Raw genomic sequence first — 15,162 nt, 5'->3', positions numbered from 1 at the left:
CAGGCGATGTCGCTGCCCGGCATTATTCGGTTTTCACCCAAAACCCCTCGCAACACTCCAGCCAGGCCCGGGCGCTGTGCGACAGATAGACGCCTTCCCGCCAGATCATCCCCAGTTGCCAGCGCAGATCGCTTTCCAGCGGGATCCAGCGCAGCGTTTGCTTATCCAGTCGCTGGCAAATCGGTTCGGGTAAAATCGCCACACCAACACCCGCCTGCACCATGGCGGCGAGGAAATCCCATTGCCCGCTGCGCACCGCAATGCGCGGTTTCACGTTGTGGCGGGTAAACAGCTGCATCAACTGACGGCTGAGGGCGAAATCTTCGTTGTAGATGAGCAGTGGCTGCTGAGCGAGCTGTTCCGGCGTGACACGGTCGATGTTGACCCAGTCACCGGAGCGCGGCGCCAGCACGCACAGCGGGTGGCTGAACAGCGGCAGCGTTGCCATGCCGTTTTCGTCTTCGATCGGCAATGCCGTCATGGCGACATCCAGCTCGCCGTTCATCACGGCCTGCTGCACGGTCAGTCCGCCAAATTCGGAGATTTTTAGCTCAACGCCCGGATAGCGCTGGCGGAAGAGGCCGATCGGCCCGGCCATCAGCATGCCGACCATCGGCGGAATGCCGAGACGCAGCACGCCTTTATTCAGGTGATTGATATCGCTGAGTTCCGCTTCCAGCTGGCGGAATTCGCCGAGAATGGCCAGCCCGCGCTCGAACACCACCCGGCCGGTATCGGTTAACAGCAGCTTGCGACCGTCGCGGATCAACAGCGTACATTCCAGTTCATCTTCAAGGTTTTTCAACATTTTGCTGATGGTGGGCTGCGTGACGAACAGCTTTTCTGCCGCACGGGTAAAACTTTGCTGGCGAACGACTTCAACGAAATAACGCAGCGTTCGGATGTCCATGATTATTCCTTCAGACTATGCTAACGATGATTTTAATTCATTTCAGTCATTGTCGCGTGCTCTCTATACTCTGCCCTTTCTTTTTCGCAGGAATTTCCTTCATGGCTATGGCCTTAGCGCGCGTGACGCCGCGCGTGCTTCATCATATTCAGGTTCCGGTTCAGGTTTTACTGTATGCAGGATTGTTCGTTGTGGCCGAGTATGTGGTGAGCTGGCTGGATCTGCCGCTTCCCGCCAATCTCGTCGGCATGGTGATGCTGCTGGCGCTGATTGTCTGCCGCATCATCCCGCTAAAATGGGTCAGGGCAGGCGCGCGCTGGTTGCTGGCCGAAATGCTGCTCTTCTTCGTGCCCGCCGTGGTGGCCGTCGTCAATTACGCGCAATTGCTGATGGTGGACGGCTGGCGGATTTTTTTGGTCATCGCCCTCAGCACGATACTGGTGCTCGGCACTACGGCCTGGGTGGTCGACAGGGTTTATCGTTTTGAGATGCGCAGGCTGAATCATGACTAATTTTCAGCTCAGCGTCCTGTGCCTGGTGATAACGCTCGGGCTCTATTTCGCCAACAAACGACTGTACCGCCGCTTTCGGAAACTGCCGCTGATGCCGCTGGTCTTCACGCCTGTTCTGCTGGTGTTGTTGCTGGTGTTTGGGCATATCTCTTACCAGAACTATCTGGGGGAAACCCACTGGCTGCTGTGGCTGCTCGGCCCGGCGACCATCGCGTTCGCGGTGCCGGTTTACGATAATCTGGCGATCATCAAACGCCACTGGATGTCCCTCTCTGCCGGGGTCATTACCGCCACACTGGTGGCTGTAACCAGCTCCGTCTGGCTGGCGCGGTTGTTTACCTTACCGGAGACTATCCAACGCAGTCTCGCGGTGCGCTCGGTCACCACGCCGTTTGCGCTGGCCGCAGCGAAACCGCTGGGCGGTCAGCCGGATCTGGTGGCGCTGTTTGTGGTGGTAACGGGCGTGTTTGGAATGGCTATCGGCGACATCCTGTTTCTGCGGCTTTCCATTCGTGAAGGCATGGCGAAAGGGGCCGGTTTCGGTGCGGCATCGCACGGTGCGGGAACGGCGCGGTCGTATGAACTGGGGCAGCAGGAAGGGGTGGTGGCGAGCCTGGTGATGATGCTTTCCGGCGTGGCGATGGTGCTGACAGCACCGCTGGTGGGCTGGTTGTTATTCTGACATTCCCCGGCCAGCAGGCCGGGGAACCATACTTAGTGCGCGTGACCCTGCTCGATACCCAGCCCGGTCTGCGAACGAATAAACTGCGCACGGAACTGCTCGCGTTCACGGGCGCCCTCGGCGGAGTTATCAGTCGCAGAGAAGAACCAGATGCCGATAAAGGCAATCGCTATTGAGAACAGCGCCGGATACTCATACGGGAAAATGGCTTTCTCGTGGCCGAGGATCTGCACCCAAATCGTCGGGCCGAGGATCATCAGCACCACGGCGGTCAACAGACCCAGCCAGCCGCCAATCATTGCGCCACGGGTGGTCAGCTTCGACCAGTACATGGAGAGCAGAATGATCGGGAAGTTACAGCTGGCGGCGATGGAAAACGCCAGGCCGACCATGAAGGCGATGTTCTGATTCTCAAACAAAATCCCCAGCAGGATAGCCACAATGCCCAGCACCAGAACGGTGATTTTGGAGACCTTCAGTTCCTGACGTTCGGTCGCGCCTTTGCGGATCACGTTGGCGTACAGGTCATGGGAGACCGCCGATGCGCCCGCCAGTGTTAACCCGGCGACCACCGCCAGGATGGTGGCGAACGCCACCGCAGAGATAAAGCCAAGGAACAGGTTCCCGCCGACCGCATCAGCCAGATGAACGGCCGCCATGTTGTTGCCGCCAATCAACGCGCCCGCCGCATCTTTAAACGCCGGGTTAGCCCCAACCAGCATGATGGCGCCGAAACCGATGATAAAGGTCAGAATGTAGAAATAACCCATAAAACCAGTGGCGTAGAAGACGCTCTTGCGCGCTTCGCGGGCATCGCTGACGGTAAAGAAACGCATCAGGATATGCGGCAGACCCGCAGTACCAAACATCAGACCCAGTCCGAGCGACAGCGCGGAGATGGGATCTTTCACCAGTCCGCCGGGGCTCATAATGGCCGCGCCTTTCGGGTGAACTGCCATCGCTTCACTGAACAGGTTGTTGAAGCTGAAGCCGACGTGTTTCATCACCATGAAGGCCATAAAGCTGGCGCCAAACAACAGCAGTACCGCTTTGATGATTTGCACCCAGGTGGTGGCGAGCATGCCGCCGAACAGGACGTACATCACCATCAGCACGCCGACCAGCACCACGGCGACGTGGTAGTTGAGGCCAAACAACAGCTCGATAAGTTTGCCCGCGCCGACCATCTGAGCAATCAGATACAGGGCGACAACAACCAGCGAACCGCAGGCGGAGAGGGTGCGGATCGGGCCTTGTTTCAGGCGATAGGAGGCCACGTCCGCAAAGGTATAACGGCCGAGGTTACGCAGGCGTTCGGCGATCAGGAACAGAATGATGGGCCAGCCGACCAGGAAGCCGAGCGAATAGATAAGCCCGTCATACCCGGAGGTGTAAACCAGCGCGGAGATCCCGAGGAACGAGGCGGCTGACATGAAGTCGCCGGCAATCGCCAGACCGTTCTGGAAACCGGTGATATTGCCGCCCGCGGTGTAATAATCGCGGCGAGAGCGCACACGTTTGGAGGCCCAGTACGTGATGTACAGCGTCAGCGCCACGAAGATCAAAAACATGACGATGGCCTGCCAGTTGGTGGGCTGGCGTTGAACCGCGCCGGTAATGGCGTCGGCGGCATTTGCTGCCAAAGGAAGCGTGGCGGCAAGCGCCGTCAGGACTTTCTTCATGATACTTTCACCTCGTGCATTACAGCTTTATTCAGACGGTCAAACTCCCCGTTCGCCCGCCAGACATAAACACCGGTCAGTACGAAGGAAATCACGATGACGCCAATCCCGATAGGAATACCGCGCGTTACGCTGGTTCCGGCGTGAAGCGGGGTGCCCAGCCAGCCAGGCGCGAAGGCAATCAGCAAAATAAAACTGACGTAAATAATCAGCATGATGATGGAAAGCACGAAGGCAAACCGTTGCCGTTTTTCAACCAACTCCCTGTAATGCGCACTGCTCTCTATCTGCTGACAAATATCGTTATTCATCACAGAGTCTCCAGAGGTAGATAGGGCTTTTGCTTTATTCCCCTCTCCCTTGCAGGGAGAGGGTCAGGTGGGGCATCAGGAAGGCATAGTGATGGCCTGCTTCTCTTCGAGCAGTTTTTCGACTACGCCCGGATCGGCCAGGGTCGAGGTATCACCGAGATTGCTGGTATCGCCAGCCGCGATTTTGCGCAGAATACGGCGCATGATTTTGCCGGAACGCGTTTTCGGCAAGGAGTCAGTCCAGTGGAGCACGTCCGGCGTCGCCAGCGGCCCAATCTCTTTACGCACCCAGTTACGCACTTCGGCGTACAGTTCTGGCGTCGGTTCTTCTCCATGGTTAAGCGTTACATAGGCGTAAATGGCCTGGCCTTTGATGTTGTGCGGGATCCCGACAACGGCCGCTTCCGCAATTTTCGGGTGTGACACCAGCGCGGATTCAATTTCTGCCGTACCCAGACGGTGACCGGAAACGTTCAGCACGTCATCGACTCGGCCGGTGATCCAGTAGTAACCATCTTCATCGCGGCGCGCGCCGTCACCGCTGAAATACATATTTTTGAAGGTCGAGAAATAGGTCTGCTCGAAGCGATCATGATCGCCAAACAGCGTACGCGCCTGACCAGGCCAGGAGTCGGCGATCGCCAGATTCCCCTCGGTCGCGCCTTCCAGCGGATGGCCTTCGTTATCGACCAGTACCGGTTTTACGCCGAAGAAGGGACGCGTGGCGGAACCGGCTTTCAGTTCAATAGCGCCAGGCAGCGGGGTGATCATGAAACCGCCCGTTTCGGTCTGCCACCAGGTATCCATCACCGGGCACTTCTCATTGCCGATTTTCTTCCAGTACCACTCCCAGGCTTCCGGGTTAATCGGCTCGCCCACAGAACCGAGAATGCGCAGGGAGGAACGGTCAGTCCCTTCAATGGCTTTATCTCCTTCCGCCATCAGCGCACGGATCGCCGTCGGCGCGGTATAGAGAATGTTGACCTTATGTTTGTCCACCACCTGACACATGCGCGCCGGGGTCGGCCAGTTTGGCACCCCTTCAAACATCAGCGTGGTGGCGCCGCAGGCCAGCGGTCCGTACAGCAGATAGCTGTGCCCCGTCACCCAGCCCACGTCCGCGGTACACCAGTAGATTTCGCCCGGGTGGTAATCAAACACGTACTGAAAGGTGGTCGCGGCATACACCAGATAACCGCCGGTGGTGTGCAGCACGCCTTTTGGTTTCCCGGTGGAGCCTGAGGTATAGAGGATAAACAGCGGATCTTCGGCGTTCAGCTCAACTGGCGTGTTTTCCTCGCTCGCCTTGTCGATAAGGTCGCTCCACCACAGGTCACGGCCTGCTTCCCAGTCGATGTTTCCCCCGGTGCGTTTCAGCACCACAACGTGTTCAACGCTTTTTACGTTCGGGTTTTTCAGCGCGTCGTCGACGTTTTTCTTCAGCGGGATACCGCGTCCGGCGCGAACGCCTTCGTCGGCAGTGATCACCAGACGGGAGTTAGAATCGACGATACGCCCGGCGACCGCTTCCGGTGAGAAGCCGCCAAAGATCACCGAGTGGATGGCGCCAATACGCGCGCAGGCCAGCATCGCCACCGCGGCTTCAGGCACCATCGGCATATAAATAGCAACCACGTCGCCTTTTTTGACGCCCAGATCCAGCAGGACGTTGGCAAAACGGCAGACATCGCGATGCAGTTCGCGATAGGTAATATGTTTGCTCTGCGTGGCATCATCACCTTCCCAGATGATGGCTGTCTGATCGCCGCGTCTGGCCAGGTGGCGGTCGAGGCAGTTTGCCGCCAGGTTCAGCGTGCCGTCTTCGTACCATTTGATCGAGACGTTACCTGGCGCAAAAGAGGTGTTCTTGACCTTCTGATACGGCGTGATCCAGTCAATGATTTTTCCCTGCTCACGCCAGAAGGCATCCGGGTCAGTCACAGACTGCGCATACTTCTCCTTGTACTGTTCCGGGTTAATCAGGCAGTTGTCCGCAATGCTGGCGGGAATCGCGTGTTTATGTATTTGGCTCATGGCTTTTTTTCTCCTTGTAAGATGTTAATAATATGTCAAATAAACGTTAATTGAAGGAGGATCTATCACTTTTGTTTATTATTTGCGCGACGGATCACGCAATCAGTGAATTGTATGAAAATGCATCAAATGAATCTTAGACAGGAAATAATTGCGGATATGAATTTATAGAAATGGTGAATTTAAAAAGTTTTTTATAACAAAAACTTATGCAATCTAAATGAAATAAACTCGCACGTTTATGCACTTCAGCAGACAAAAGCCCCATTCTGAAAGGGTTGCGCAGCATGCCATGCAAATGATACTGATATCGCGCGTTAAAAAACCCCACTAACAAACGCAACACAATTCATACCCCTTTCAGCAGGTGTCATTCATTAAAGGAATGACATCTCTCATTGAGGAAGTCTGTAGTCATGAAAACAACAAAAGTCAGCCTGGCCTGGCAAATTTTGCTGGCGCTGGTGCTGGGCATTCTGCTGGGCAGCTATCTGCATTACCAAAGTGACAGCCGCGAGTGGCTGATCACGAACCTGTTATCTCCGGCCGGTGATATCTTCATCCATCTGATCAAAATGATTGTGGTACCGATCGTGATTTCGACGCTGGTGGTCGGGATTGCGGGCGTGGGTGATGCGAAGCAACTCGGGCGTATTGGCGCGAAAACCATTCTCTATTTCGAAGTGATCACAACCGTTGCCATCGTACTTGGCATTACGCTGGCGAACGTTTTCCAGCCTGGCGCGGGCATTGATATGTCGCAACTGGCGACCGTGGATATTTCGAAATACCAGAGTACGACGGCGGACGTGCAGAGCCACGCGCATGGCCTGATGGGTACGCTGCTGTCGCTGGTGCCGACCAACATTTTCGCCTCAATGGCGAAGGGCGACATGCTGCCGGTGATCTTCTTCTCGGTGCTGTTTGGTCTGGGACTGTCGTCACTGCCGTCGTCACACCGTGAACCGCTGGTGACGGTGTTCCGCGCGATCTCTGAAACGATGTTCAAAGTGACGCACATGGTGATGCGTTACGCGCCGGTTGGGGTGTTCGCGCTGATTTCGGTGACGGTGGCGAACTTCGGTTTCGCCTCGCTGTGGCCGCTCGCCAAACTGGTGGTGCTGGTTTACGTCGCGATCCTGTTCTTCGCGCTGGTTGTGCTGGGGCTGGTGGCGCGCATTTGCGGCCTGAGTATCTGGACGCTGATCCGCATCCTGAAAGAAGAGCTGATTCTGGCTTACTCTACCGCCAGTTCCGAGAGCGTGCTGCCGCGCATTATCGAGAAAATGGAAGCCTACGGCGCGCCCGCGTCGATTACCAGCTTTGTGGTGCCGACCGGCTACTCCTTTAACCTTGATGGCTCCACGCTTTACCAGAGCATCGCGGCTATCTTTATTGCGCAGTTGTACGGTATCGATCTGTCGTTGGGTCAGGAGATCATTCTGGTGCTGACGCTGATGGTGACGTCGAAAGGGATTGCCGGTGTTCCGGGCGTTTCCTTTGTGGTGCTGCTGGCGACGCTGGGCAGCGTTGGGATCCCGCTGGAAGGTCTGGCGTTTATCGCCGGGGTTGACCGTATTCTCGACATGGCGCGTACGGCGCTGAACGTGGTCGGTAACGCGCTGGCGGTACTGGTTATTGCCAAATGGGAGCACAAATTTGACCGCAAAAAAGCACTGGCTTACGAGCGCGAGGTGCTGGGCAAATTTGATAAAACCGCAAATCCTTAACACGGTCTGCCGGGTGACGCGAATGCGCACCCGGCCTGTCAACGACTGAGGCGGTTATTCGTAGCTCAGCCGATCAAACTCCTCACAACCGGTATCAAACCCCTCCATACAGCTCAGGTTGAGCCACTGAAGCGCTTTCTGTTTGTTCGGCGTGATAAATCCTTTTTCCCCCTGCAGGAACATCATCCCCGCCCAGTATTCGGCATAGCCGGTACGCGACAGGGTAGAGCTACGTTTGAAGTACCAGGCGGCTTTGACGTCGTCCTCGGGCATCGGACCGCCGTTGGCATAAATGAGACCCAGCAACATTTGCGCATCGACAGCGGCATCGCTTTCGATATTCTGCGCGGCATTCTCCAGGAGCTTAACCGCCCGCGGATAGTCTGGCGTGCCCGCCTCGCTGTTAACCAGAACGCGGGCGAGGATGATATCGCCGATTTTACTGCCAGCAACGCTTGCCTGTTCAGCCAGCGTTTTCGCCGCCGCGATATTCTTTTTCAACGACATTTGCGCCAGCAACGCAATGGCATCGGCATTACCGTTTTCCGCCGCCTTTTCAGCCCAGTAGTGCGCCTTCTGCTCATCGCCGGAACTGTAGTACGTGTCGGCGAGAAGGTACTGTGCGTGCGGATCACCCGCCTGCGCCTGCTGCTGAAACTGGCTGCCAATGTCGTTTGCATGTAATGAGAATACAAACAAGAAAAGTAATAAATAGAGGTATTTCATTTTTAGTTATCTTCAGAGTACAGAGTCCGCAGTATAATTGGCTGGCAGGAAAAATAAAACGGGTGCATTAAGACCTCTGACCCTCCGCAAGCCAGGCGGGTTTCCCCGCCTGTGGACTAACCTTTATGACAGGCTAATTTTGCCGCCACCTCCTGATGTCCGTTCCTTATCGTTAATTCGCAAAGAGAACCGCGATTAATTAAGGAGAAAATCAGGATTGTCAGACAGATTATTAACAAAATGCCTAACAGGTATTTAAATGGCGTCATGCCTTTTACTCCTTGCAATGCGTGAAGTAAGAGGCTACCCTCATCCTTGCGTGGGTATGAGGGATAGCCTCGGGTGGATGGAAACATCTTCCCGGGGCTTACTGCTTTCTGTCCCTCACTAATGCTTAAGACAGAAAGCCTTAAGCACCCGACCTGAATAATACCGCTGATTTTCACGAAGCAAAGATGTAATTCCTTTAAGAAAAAATTACATTTCTCTGGAATCAGGATCGCATAATTTGAATATAAAAAAGGGGTGAATTAATTCACCCCTTATTATTAGCGAAAATAATTAATTCAACCCATTGCAGTTTCACGCAAGCGGGATTTCAATTTATTATATTCGTCGATCACATACTGTTCCGCAGCGCGTTGATCAGCAATAGGTTCAACGCGAACAGCACAGTATTTATACTCCGGCGTTTTGGTTATCGGGCTCAGATTTTCCGTCACCAGTTCATTACAGGCGCCAATCCACCACTGATAGGTCATGTAAACCGCACCTTTGTTCGGGCGGTCGCTGACTTTCGCACGGGTAATGATTTTGCCTTTCCGGGAGTTCACCCATACCAGCGCTTCATCTTCAATGCCCAGACGCTCGGCGTCGGTGGTATTGATTTGTGCATAGCCGGGCTCATCTGCCAGCGCCGCCAGTGCGGCACAGTTGCCGGTCATCGAACGACAGGAGTAGTGGCCCACTTCACGTACAGTGGAGAGCACCATCGGATACTCATCAGTGAGTTTATCGATGGGCGCCACCCAGTCGCAGGTGAAGAATTTCGCCAGCCCGTTATCGGTATCGAATTTCTCTTTAAAGAGATACGAGGTACCCTGATCGGCATCTGACTCATCGCGGCATGGCCACTGGATATAACCCAGTTCGCCCATTTTCTCATAGGTTGCGCCAAAGAAGTCCGGGCAGAGATGCCGCAACTCGTCCCAGATCTCCTGGGTGTTGTTGTAGTGCATCGGGTAACCCATGCGTGTGGCGATTTCGCTGATGATTTGCCAGTCCGTTTTCAGATCCCATTTCGGCTCAACGGCTTTAAAGAAGCGCTGGAAGCCGCGATCCGCCGCCGTGTAAACCCCTTCGTGCTCGCCCCAGGAGGTGGAAGGCAGGATGACGTCTGCCGCCGCGGCGGTTTTGGTCATAAAGATGTCCTGCACGATCACCAGCTCCAGATCCTCAAACCCTTTGCGAACAGCAGAGAGCTCGGCATCGGTTTGCAGCGGATCTTCGCCCATGATGTACGCCGCACGCACTTCGCCATGCGCCGCGCGGTGCGGCAGCTCGCTGATGCGATAACCGGTGTGGGCAGGCAGACTTTCCACGCCCCACGCTTTGGCGAACTTCTCGCGATGTTTTTCCTCTTTGACAAACTGATAGCCCGGGAAGGTATCCGGCAATGCGCCCATATCACAGGCGCCCTGAACGTTGTTCTGACCACGAACCGGGTTAACACCAACGCTCGGCTTACCGAGGTTGCCGGTTAACATCGCGAGGCTGGTCAGTGAACGGACGGTTTCCACACCCTGATAGAACTGCGTAACGCCCATCCCCCACAGGATCGCCGCGGATTTCGCGGTGGCGTACATTCTCGCGCACTGACGAATCTGTTGCGCGCTGACGCCGGTGATCTCTTCAACCGACTCTGGCGTATAGCCTTCGACGATTTTACGATACTCTTCAAAGCCTTCCGTACGGGCCGCGACGAACGCGTTGTCGTACAGATTTTCTTCAATGATGACATGCCCCATGGCGTTAAGCAGCGCGATGTTCGAGCCGTTTTTTAACGCGACGTGCATATCCGCAATACGCGCGGTTTCAATTTTGCGCGGATCGCAGACGATAATTTTCGCCCCATTGCGTTTGGCGTTAATCACGTGATTCGCCACAATAGGGTGTGAATCTGCCGGGTTGTACCCGAAGATAAACACGAGATCGGTGTTATCAATCTCTGTGATGGCATTACTCATGGCGCCATTACCGACCGACTGGTGCAGACCTGCAACCGAAGGGCCGTGTCAGACGCGAGCGCAGCAGTCGACGTTATTGGTACCAATAACGGCGCGTGCAAATTTTTGCATCACATAGTTAGTTTCATTACCCGTTCCGCGTGAAGAGCCTGTCGTCTGGATGGCGTCCGGGCCGTACTTTTCTTTGATGGCGCTCAGACGGGTGGCGACGTAATCCAGCGCTTCGTTCCAGGAGACAGACTCCAGTTTGCCGCCGCGCTGCCGGCGAATCATGGGGGATTTCAGACGGGGGGTGAGGATTTGCGTATCGTTAATGAAATCCCAACCGTAATACCCTTTCAGACAAAGCGTACCCTGGTTGGTTTTCCCCTGCGCTGCCTCAGCCCTGACGATTTTGCCGTTATCCACCACCAGATTGATTTTGCAACCTGATGCGCAGTACGGGCAAACCGTGACGACTTTTTTCATCGGTCTCGCTCCAGTTAATCAATTTACGCTCTCGCGCTTTCACACTGATTATGCATCTTCTATGCCATGTTTTTATTGTGGGTATCCCCTGATATTACGGGCGAGTATTGGGCGATGTCATGACGAAAAGCAGATTCTCGTCAGATTTGACGTGTCGAAATGGCTGGCGGTGGCGACGTTTCTCGAAATGATAACGCGGGCTGACAAAGTGATAATCGCCGGGGGCTGATGGTTTTGAGAATCCTCCACTACACGTGCTGCTGGCGATTCACTACCGTGAGATCAGCCCGGCATCGAGATTAACCTTATGAAACAGCATGTAGCAGCGATTCTGTTCAGCCTGCTCTCATTGAGCAGCCCACTGGCTCACGCGGATGTGATTGACGACGCGATCGGTAATATTCAGCAGGCGATTAATGATGCCTGGAAACCCGACAACAACCGGGACTATGACGATGACCGTGATCAGGGCTGGGAACAGCAGATGAGCGACGATCGTCGCCGACAATATGACGATCGTCGTCGGCAGTTCGAAGACCGGCGTCGCCAACTCGATGACCGCCAGCGCCAGCTCGATCAGGAGCGGCGCCAGCTGGAAGATGAGGAACGCCGTTTTGAGGATGATTACGCTCGTTAATCCAGCATAATCTCCATGCCGTCGAACCCTGCTTCTATCCCTTCCGGGAGTGGATTGTCCATCATCCACACATCGAAACGATGGCTGATATGCGTCAGGATCACCCGCGGGCAACCCGTTTCTTCCTTGATCGAGATAACCGTATTGAGATCGTTATGGTTGCGCGGCGTTTCGTCGCGCGGCTCGTGACTGCAGTCAATCACCATCACCTGCGGATGATTATTGCGCAGAAACGTCAGCGTTTTGTCGGGCAGCCCGGCGGTGTCGGTCAGCCAGGCGACGCGGCTGTGCGCAGACTCCAGCAGATAGCCGAAGGTCAGTTTTGAATGGATGAGCGGCAGCGGTGTGACCTGGAGTCCCTGCAGGTCAAACACCACGAACGGCTCCACGGTGTGGCTGAAATCCAGGATCCCCGGGTGTTTAAACAGATCGTCACAACCCTCTTCATCCGGCGGCCCGTAGACGGGAATGGGTTCGTCAATCCCCCAGCGCAGCGGGAACAACCCCTGAACATGATCCATATGGTAATGGGTAAGTAAAAACTGATGAAAGCTGCCAGCGGGGTGATGTTCCATTATGTCGGGGATCCCGGCATCGAGCAGGGTGACGGCATCGTTGTAGCTCACCACGCCGCTGCACGGACGGCGACGATGTTGAGGATACTGGCGGGCGCGGCGGCAGGCGGCGCAATCGCAGCCGAAGACCGGAACCAACTGCGCGCCTCCGGTGCCGGTTAAGCGAAGAATCAGACTCATCATTCCTCCTTACAGCGTGTACCTTGCATCAGGTTACAGGCAGGCATGAGGGTTCTCTTGTGACGCAACGGGTTGGCGGATCAGGGATAAAAACGTCTCCACTGACTGTAGCAGACTTCCGTTGTTATTCAGCATATGGCAGTCATCCGGCGTGTAGCGCGCCGCCCGTGCCAGACGCTGGTCGATCTCTTTGGCGTTCTCGCGGCCACGAAGCTCAAGCCGCTCGCGCAGCACTTCAGGCGACACATGCAGGCAGACGGGCAGCAGCGCTGTGCCATAGCGCGCTTTCGCCTGCGGAAGATGCGCCCGCGATCCGTTCACCACCACGTCAAACCCGGCATGCAGCCAGACGTCAATTTCCACGCCGACGCCATAGTAAAAGTTGTTGGCGTGCCAGCTCAGGGCAAACAACTGCTGTGCGGCGCGGGTAAAAAACTCCTGTTCACTCAGCGCCACATGGTTTTCGCTGCCCGCATTCCAGGGCCGGGTGATGTAGCGATGCGCCACCAGAATGCGCGGATGTTCCAGTACGCGCAGTGCTTCCAGCAGACTGTCTTTACCGGAGCCAGACGGCCCCACTAACCAGACCAGCTTTCCCGCCATCAATAAACCCTCTTGCCCTGACGCCAGACATGATCGATGTGGATGTGTTCGCTTTTGCGGTGCGCCAGCACCAGGTCGGCGCGTTTACCTTCGCCAATCACGCCGCGATCATGCAGGTTCAGCGACTGTGCCGGGTTTTTGGTCACCAGGCGGATGGCCTGCGGCAGCGTGAAGGCGTTGTCGTGATCGTCCGCCACGCGAAAGGCCGCATCCAGCAAGCTTGCCGGATAGTAATCGGACGACAGGATATCCAGCAGACCGAGTGAGGCCAGCTGGTGTGCCGCGACGTTGCCGGAGTGCGAACCGCCGCGCACGATATTCGGCGCGCCCATCAGCACGTTCATTCCATGCTGTCGCGACGCTTCTGCCGCTTCAAACGTGGTGGGAAATTCGGCGATCACGCTGCCAATCTGATGCGATTCCACGACATGATCGCGGGTGGCGTCGTCATGGCTCGCCAGGGAAATCCCCCGTTGGCGACAATGCGCGGCGATGGCTTCACGGTTGGGCTGCGACCAGCGGGCGGCCAGTTGCAATTGCTCTTCTTCGTAATGCGCCATCTGTTCGTTGGTCAGCTGGTATTTGCCCTGATAATACTCGCGATACTTCTCAATATTGGCGAACTGGCGCTGTCCTGGTGAGTGATCCATCAACGACACCAGCGTCACCGGCTCACGATCAACCAGTTTTTCAAACAGCGGCAGGGTGGTGTGATGTGGCAGCTCGCAGCGCAAATGCAGGCGATGTTCGGCGCGATTTAAGCCGCGTTTTTGTGTCTCTTCGACGGCGTTGATCATCTTTTCGAGATTTTCCAGCCGATCGCCACCGTCGCGCACGTCGCCAATCGCGACCGCATCCAGCACCGTGGTGATCCCGCTGGAGACCATCAGCGCATCATGGCTGCTCATCGCGGAATGGGCAGGCCAGTCCACTTTCGGACGCGGCGTAAAAAATTTATCCAGATTGTCGGTATGCAGCTCTATCAGGCCTGGCAACAGCCAGCCGCCTTCACCATCCATCGCTTCCGGCAGGCCGCTCTGGGTCTGCGCAAACGCGCGAATCATGCCATCCCTGACGTCGACAGAACCATGAACAACTTCATCTTCCAGCACTAACTTTACGTTATTGATAATCATGATGTTGTACTCATCGGATGGAGACGATCGGCGACGTGGTTACGCACCGTTTCGTCATGGAAAATACCGACAATCGCGGCCCCACGCGCTTTCGCTTCGGTGATGAGCTCAACGACTGCCGCACTGTTCTTTGTATCCAGTGACGCCGTGGGTTCGTCGAGCAGCAGAATCGGGTAATCGACGATAAAGCCGCGGGCAATATTCACGCGCTGTTGTTCGCCGCCGGAAAACGTCGATGGCGCCAGATACCACAGGCGCTCCGGCACGTTGAGGCGCGTCAGCAGGCGGGCGGCTTTGGCGGCGCATTCGTCGCGCGGCACGCCGAGGTTGATCAGCGGCTGCATCACCACGTCCAGCGCGGAAATGCGCGGGATCACCCGTAAAAACTGGCTGACCCAGCCGATGGTGGATTTACGGACTTCCACCACTTTTCGCGCGGGCGCCGTCACCAGATCAACCCACTCGTCGCCGTGCTTCACGTGAATGTGGCCGTCGTCGGGCAGATAGTTGGCATAAAGGGAACGCAGCAGTGTGGATTTACCGCTGCCGGAATGGCCGTGCAGCACCACGCACTCGCCTGCGCTGACGGTCAGCGAGGCGTTATCGAGCACCGGCAGACGAATGCCGTTTTGCTGGTGGAGCACAAAGGTCTTACTCACGTTTTCTACGCGGATCATGTTGGCCTCGTGGTTCGATTGCCGGATGGCGGCTTCGCCTTATCCGGCCTACA

At 55.9% G+C, this 15,162-nt stretch carries 15 protein-coding genes; 4 read left to right on the top strand and 11 right to left on the bottom strand.

What is annotated here, in order from left to right; all coding sequences use genetic code 11:
- Positions 1 to 22 precede the first annotated feature (22 nt).
- Positions 23 to 910 (bottom strand): LysR family transcriptional regulator, encoded by an 888-nt coding sequence (locus AOY23_RS11430; protein WP_054179752.1) that lies wholly within the window; start codon positions 908 to 910, stop codon positions 23 to 25.
- 101 nt (positions 911 to 1,011) lie between these two features.
- Between AOY23_RS11430 and AOY23_RS11425 the strand changes: the two genes are divergently transcribed.
- Positions 1,012 to 1,422: a CidA/LrgA family protein gene (locus AOY23_RS11425; RefSeq protein WP_054179751.1), complete on the top strand. Its 411-nt coding sequence runs from the start codon at positions 1,012 to 1,014 to the stop codon at positions 1,420 to 1,422.
- Entirely contained in the window at positions 1,415 to 2,104 is a 690-nt protein-coding gene (locus tag AOY23_RS11420; protein WP_054179750.1) for an LrgB family protein, read from the top strand. Before AOY23_RS11425 ends, AOY23_RS11420 begins: the two co-directional genes overlap by 8 nt.
- A 32-nt stretch (positions 2,105 to 2,136) precedes the next feature.
- Here AOY23_RS11420 and actP read toward each other — a convergent pair whose 3' ends face one another.
- The 3 genes from actP to acs all read right to left on the bottom strand — a co-directional run bounded on the left by actP (position 2,137) and on the right by acs (position 6,131).
- Positions 2,137 to 3,786, bottom strand: coding sequence for a cation/acetate symporter ActP (actP, locus tag AOY23_RS11415; protein ID WP_054179749.1), 1,650 nt, complete (start codon positions 3,784 to 3,786; stop codon positions 2,137 to 2,139).
- A complete protein-coding gene (locus tag AOY23_RS11410) occupies positions 3,783 to 4,097 on the bottom strand; it encodes a DUF485 domain-containing protein (RefSeq protein ID WP_054179748.1) in 315 nt (104 codons plus the stop codon). Before AOY23_RS11410 ends, actP begins: the two co-directional genes overlap by 4 nt.
- A gap of 75 nt (positions 4,098 to 4,172) precedes the next feature.
- Positions 4,173 to 6,131: an acetate--CoA ligase gene (gene acs, locus AOY23_RS11405; protein WP_054179747.1), complete on the bottom strand. Its 1,959-nt coding sequence runs from the start codon at positions 6,129 to 6,131 to the stop codon at positions 4,173 to 4,175.
- Between the two features lie 416 nt (positions 6,132 to 6,547).
- Here acs and gltP point away from each other — a divergent pair, with 416 nt between their 5' ends.
- Positions 6,548 to 7,861 carry a glutamate/aspartate:proton symporter GltP gene (gene gltP, locus AOY23_RS11400; protein WP_054179746.1) on the top strand — a complete coding sequence of 438 codons (1,314 nt, stop codon included), beginning with the start codon at positions 6,548 to 6,550 and terminating at the stop codon, positions 7,859 to 7,861.
- 54 nt (positions 7,862 to 7,915) lie between these two features.
- Here the strand turns inward: gltP and AOY23_RS11395 are convergent, their stop codons facing one another.
- From AOY23_RS11395 to fdhF, 3 genes are all read right to left on the bottom strand, one after another.
- The gene (locus tag AOY23_RS11395) at positions 7,916 to 8,587 is read right to left on the bottom strand and encodes a tetratricopeptide repeat protein (RefSeq protein WP_054179745.1); all 672 of its coding nucleotides are present in this window, start codon (positions 8,585 to 8,587) and stop codon (positions 7,916 to 7,918) included.
- Between the two features lie 116 nt (positions 8,588 to 8,703).
- Entirely contained in the window at positions 8,704 to 8,856 is a 153-nt protein-coding gene (locus AOY23_RS21780; RefSeq protein ID WP_072170987.1) for a Hok/Gef family protein, read from the bottom strand.
- 297 nt (positions 8,857 to 9,153) lie between these two features.
- Positions 9,154 to 11,301: a formate dehydrogenase subunit alpha gene (fdhF, locus tag AOY23_RS11390; protein ID WP_081005597.1), complete on the bottom strand. Its 2,148-nt coding sequence runs from the start codon at positions 11,299 to 11,301 to the stop codon at positions 9,154 to 9,156.
- A 307-nt stretch (positions 11,302 to 11,608) separates the two neighbouring features.
- Here fdhF and yjdP point away from each other — a divergent pair, with 307 nt between their 5' ends.
- Positions 11,609 to 11,938: a DDRRRQL repeat protein YjdP gene (yjdP, locus tag AOY23_RS11380; protein WP_054179743.1), complete on the top strand. Its 330-nt coding sequence runs from the start codon at positions 11,609 to 11,611 to the stop codon at positions 11,936 to 11,938.
- Here yjdP and phnP read toward each other — a convergent pair.
- From phnP to phnL, 4 genes are read right to left on the bottom strand one after another with little or no spacing between them, the layout of a single operon-like run.
- On the bottom strand, positions 11,935 to 12,693 hold the full coding sequence (gene phnP, locus AOY23_RS11375) for a phosphonate metabolism protein PhnP (protein WP_054179742.1): 759 nt from the start codon (positions 12,691 to 12,693) through the stop codon (positions 11,935 to 11,937). The genes yjdP and phnP overlap by 4 nt on opposite strands.
- A 33-nt stretch (positions 12,694 to 12,726) precedes the next feature.
- Positions 12,727 to 13,296: a ribose 1,5-bisphosphokinase gene (gene phnN, locus AOY23_RS11370; protein WP_054179741.1), complete on the bottom strand. Its 570-nt coding sequence runs from the start codon at positions 13,294 to 13,296 to the stop codon at positions 12,727 to 12,729.
- Entirely contained in the window at positions 13,296 to 14,432 is a 1,137-nt protein-coding gene (phnM, locus tag AOY23_RS11365) for an alpha-D-ribose 1-methylphosphonate 5-triphosphate diphosphatase (protein WP_054179740.1), read from the bottom strand. The genes phnN and phnM overlap by 1 nt, the downstream gene beginning before the upstream one ends.
- Positions 14,429 to 15,109 carry a phosphonate C-P lyase system protein PhnL gene (phnL, locus tag AOY23_RS11360; protein WP_054179739.1) on the bottom strand — a complete coding sequence of 227 codons (681 nt, stop codon included), beginning with the start codon at positions 15,107 to 15,109 and terminating at the stop codon, positions 14,429 to 14,431. The genes phnM and phnL overlap by 4 nt, the downstream gene beginning before the upstream one ends.
- Between the last annotated feature and the right edge of the window lie 53 nt (positions 15,110 to 15,162).

The sequence above is a fragment of the Trabulsiella odontotermitis genome (assembly GCF_001297775.1).
Lineage (GTDB): Bacteria > Pseudomonadota > Gammaproteobacteria > Enterobacterales > Enterobacteriaceae > Trabulsiella > Trabulsiella odontotermitis.
Note: the sequence above shows the minus strand (reverse complement) of the source record. Positions and strands in the feature narration are given on the sequence as shown.

Bases quoted from the DNA above. Each gene is read 5' to 3' on its own strand.
- AOY23_RS11430 (WP_054179752.1), bottom strand. From the start codon at position 910: ATGGACATCCGAACGCTGCGTTATTTCGTTGAAGTCGTTCGCCAGCAA.
- AOY23_RS11425 (WP_054179751.1), top strand. From the start codon at position 1,012: ATGGCTATGGCCTTAGCGCGCGTGACGCCGCGCGTGCTTCATCATATT.
- AOY23_RS11420 (WP_054179750.1), top strand. From the start codon at position 1,415: ATGACTAATTTTCAGCTCAGCGTCCTGTGCCTGGTGATAACGCTCGGG.
- actP (WP_054179749.1), bottom strand. From the start codon at position 3,786: ATGAAGAAAGTCCTGACGGCGCTTGCCGCCACGCTTCCTTTGGCAGCA.
- AOY23_RS11410 (WP_054179748.1), bottom strand. From the start codon at position 4,097: ATGAATAACGATATTTGTCAGCAGATAGAGAGCAGTGCGCATTACAGG.
- acs (WP_054179747.1), bottom strand. From the start codon at position 6,131: ATGAGCCAAATACATAAACACGCGATTCCCGCCAGCATTGCGGACAAC.
- gltP (WP_054179746.1), top strand. From the start codon at position 6,548: ATGAAAACAACAAAAGTCAGCCTGGCCTGGCAAATTTTGCTGGCGCTG.
- AOY23_RS11395 (WP_054179745.1), bottom strand. From the start codon at position 8,587: ATGAAATACCTCTATTTATTACTTTTCTTGTTTGTATTCTCATTACAT.
- AOY23_RS21780 (WP_072170987.1), bottom strand. From the start codon at position 8,856: ATGACGCCATTTAAATACCTGTTAGGCATTTTGTTAATAATCTGTCTG.
- yjdP (WP_054179743.1), top strand. From the start codon at position 11,609: ATGAAACAGCATGTAGCAGCGATTCTGTTCAGCCTGCTCTCATTGAGC.
- phnP (WP_054179742.1), bottom strand. From the start codon at position 12,693: ATGAGTCTGATTCTTCGCTTAACCGGCACCGGAGGCGCGCAGTTGGTT.
- phnN (WP_054179741.1), bottom strand. From the start codon at position 13,296: ATGGCGGGAAAGCTGGTCTGGTTAGTGGGGCCGTCTGGCTCCGGTAAA.
- phnM (WP_054179740.1), bottom strand. From the start codon at position 14,432: ATGATTATCAATAACGTAAAGTTAGTGCTGGAAGATGAAGTTGTTCAT.
- phnL (WP_054179739.1), bottom strand. From the start codon at position 15,109: ATGATCCGCGTAGAAAACGTGAGTAAGACCTTTGTGCTCCACCAGCAA.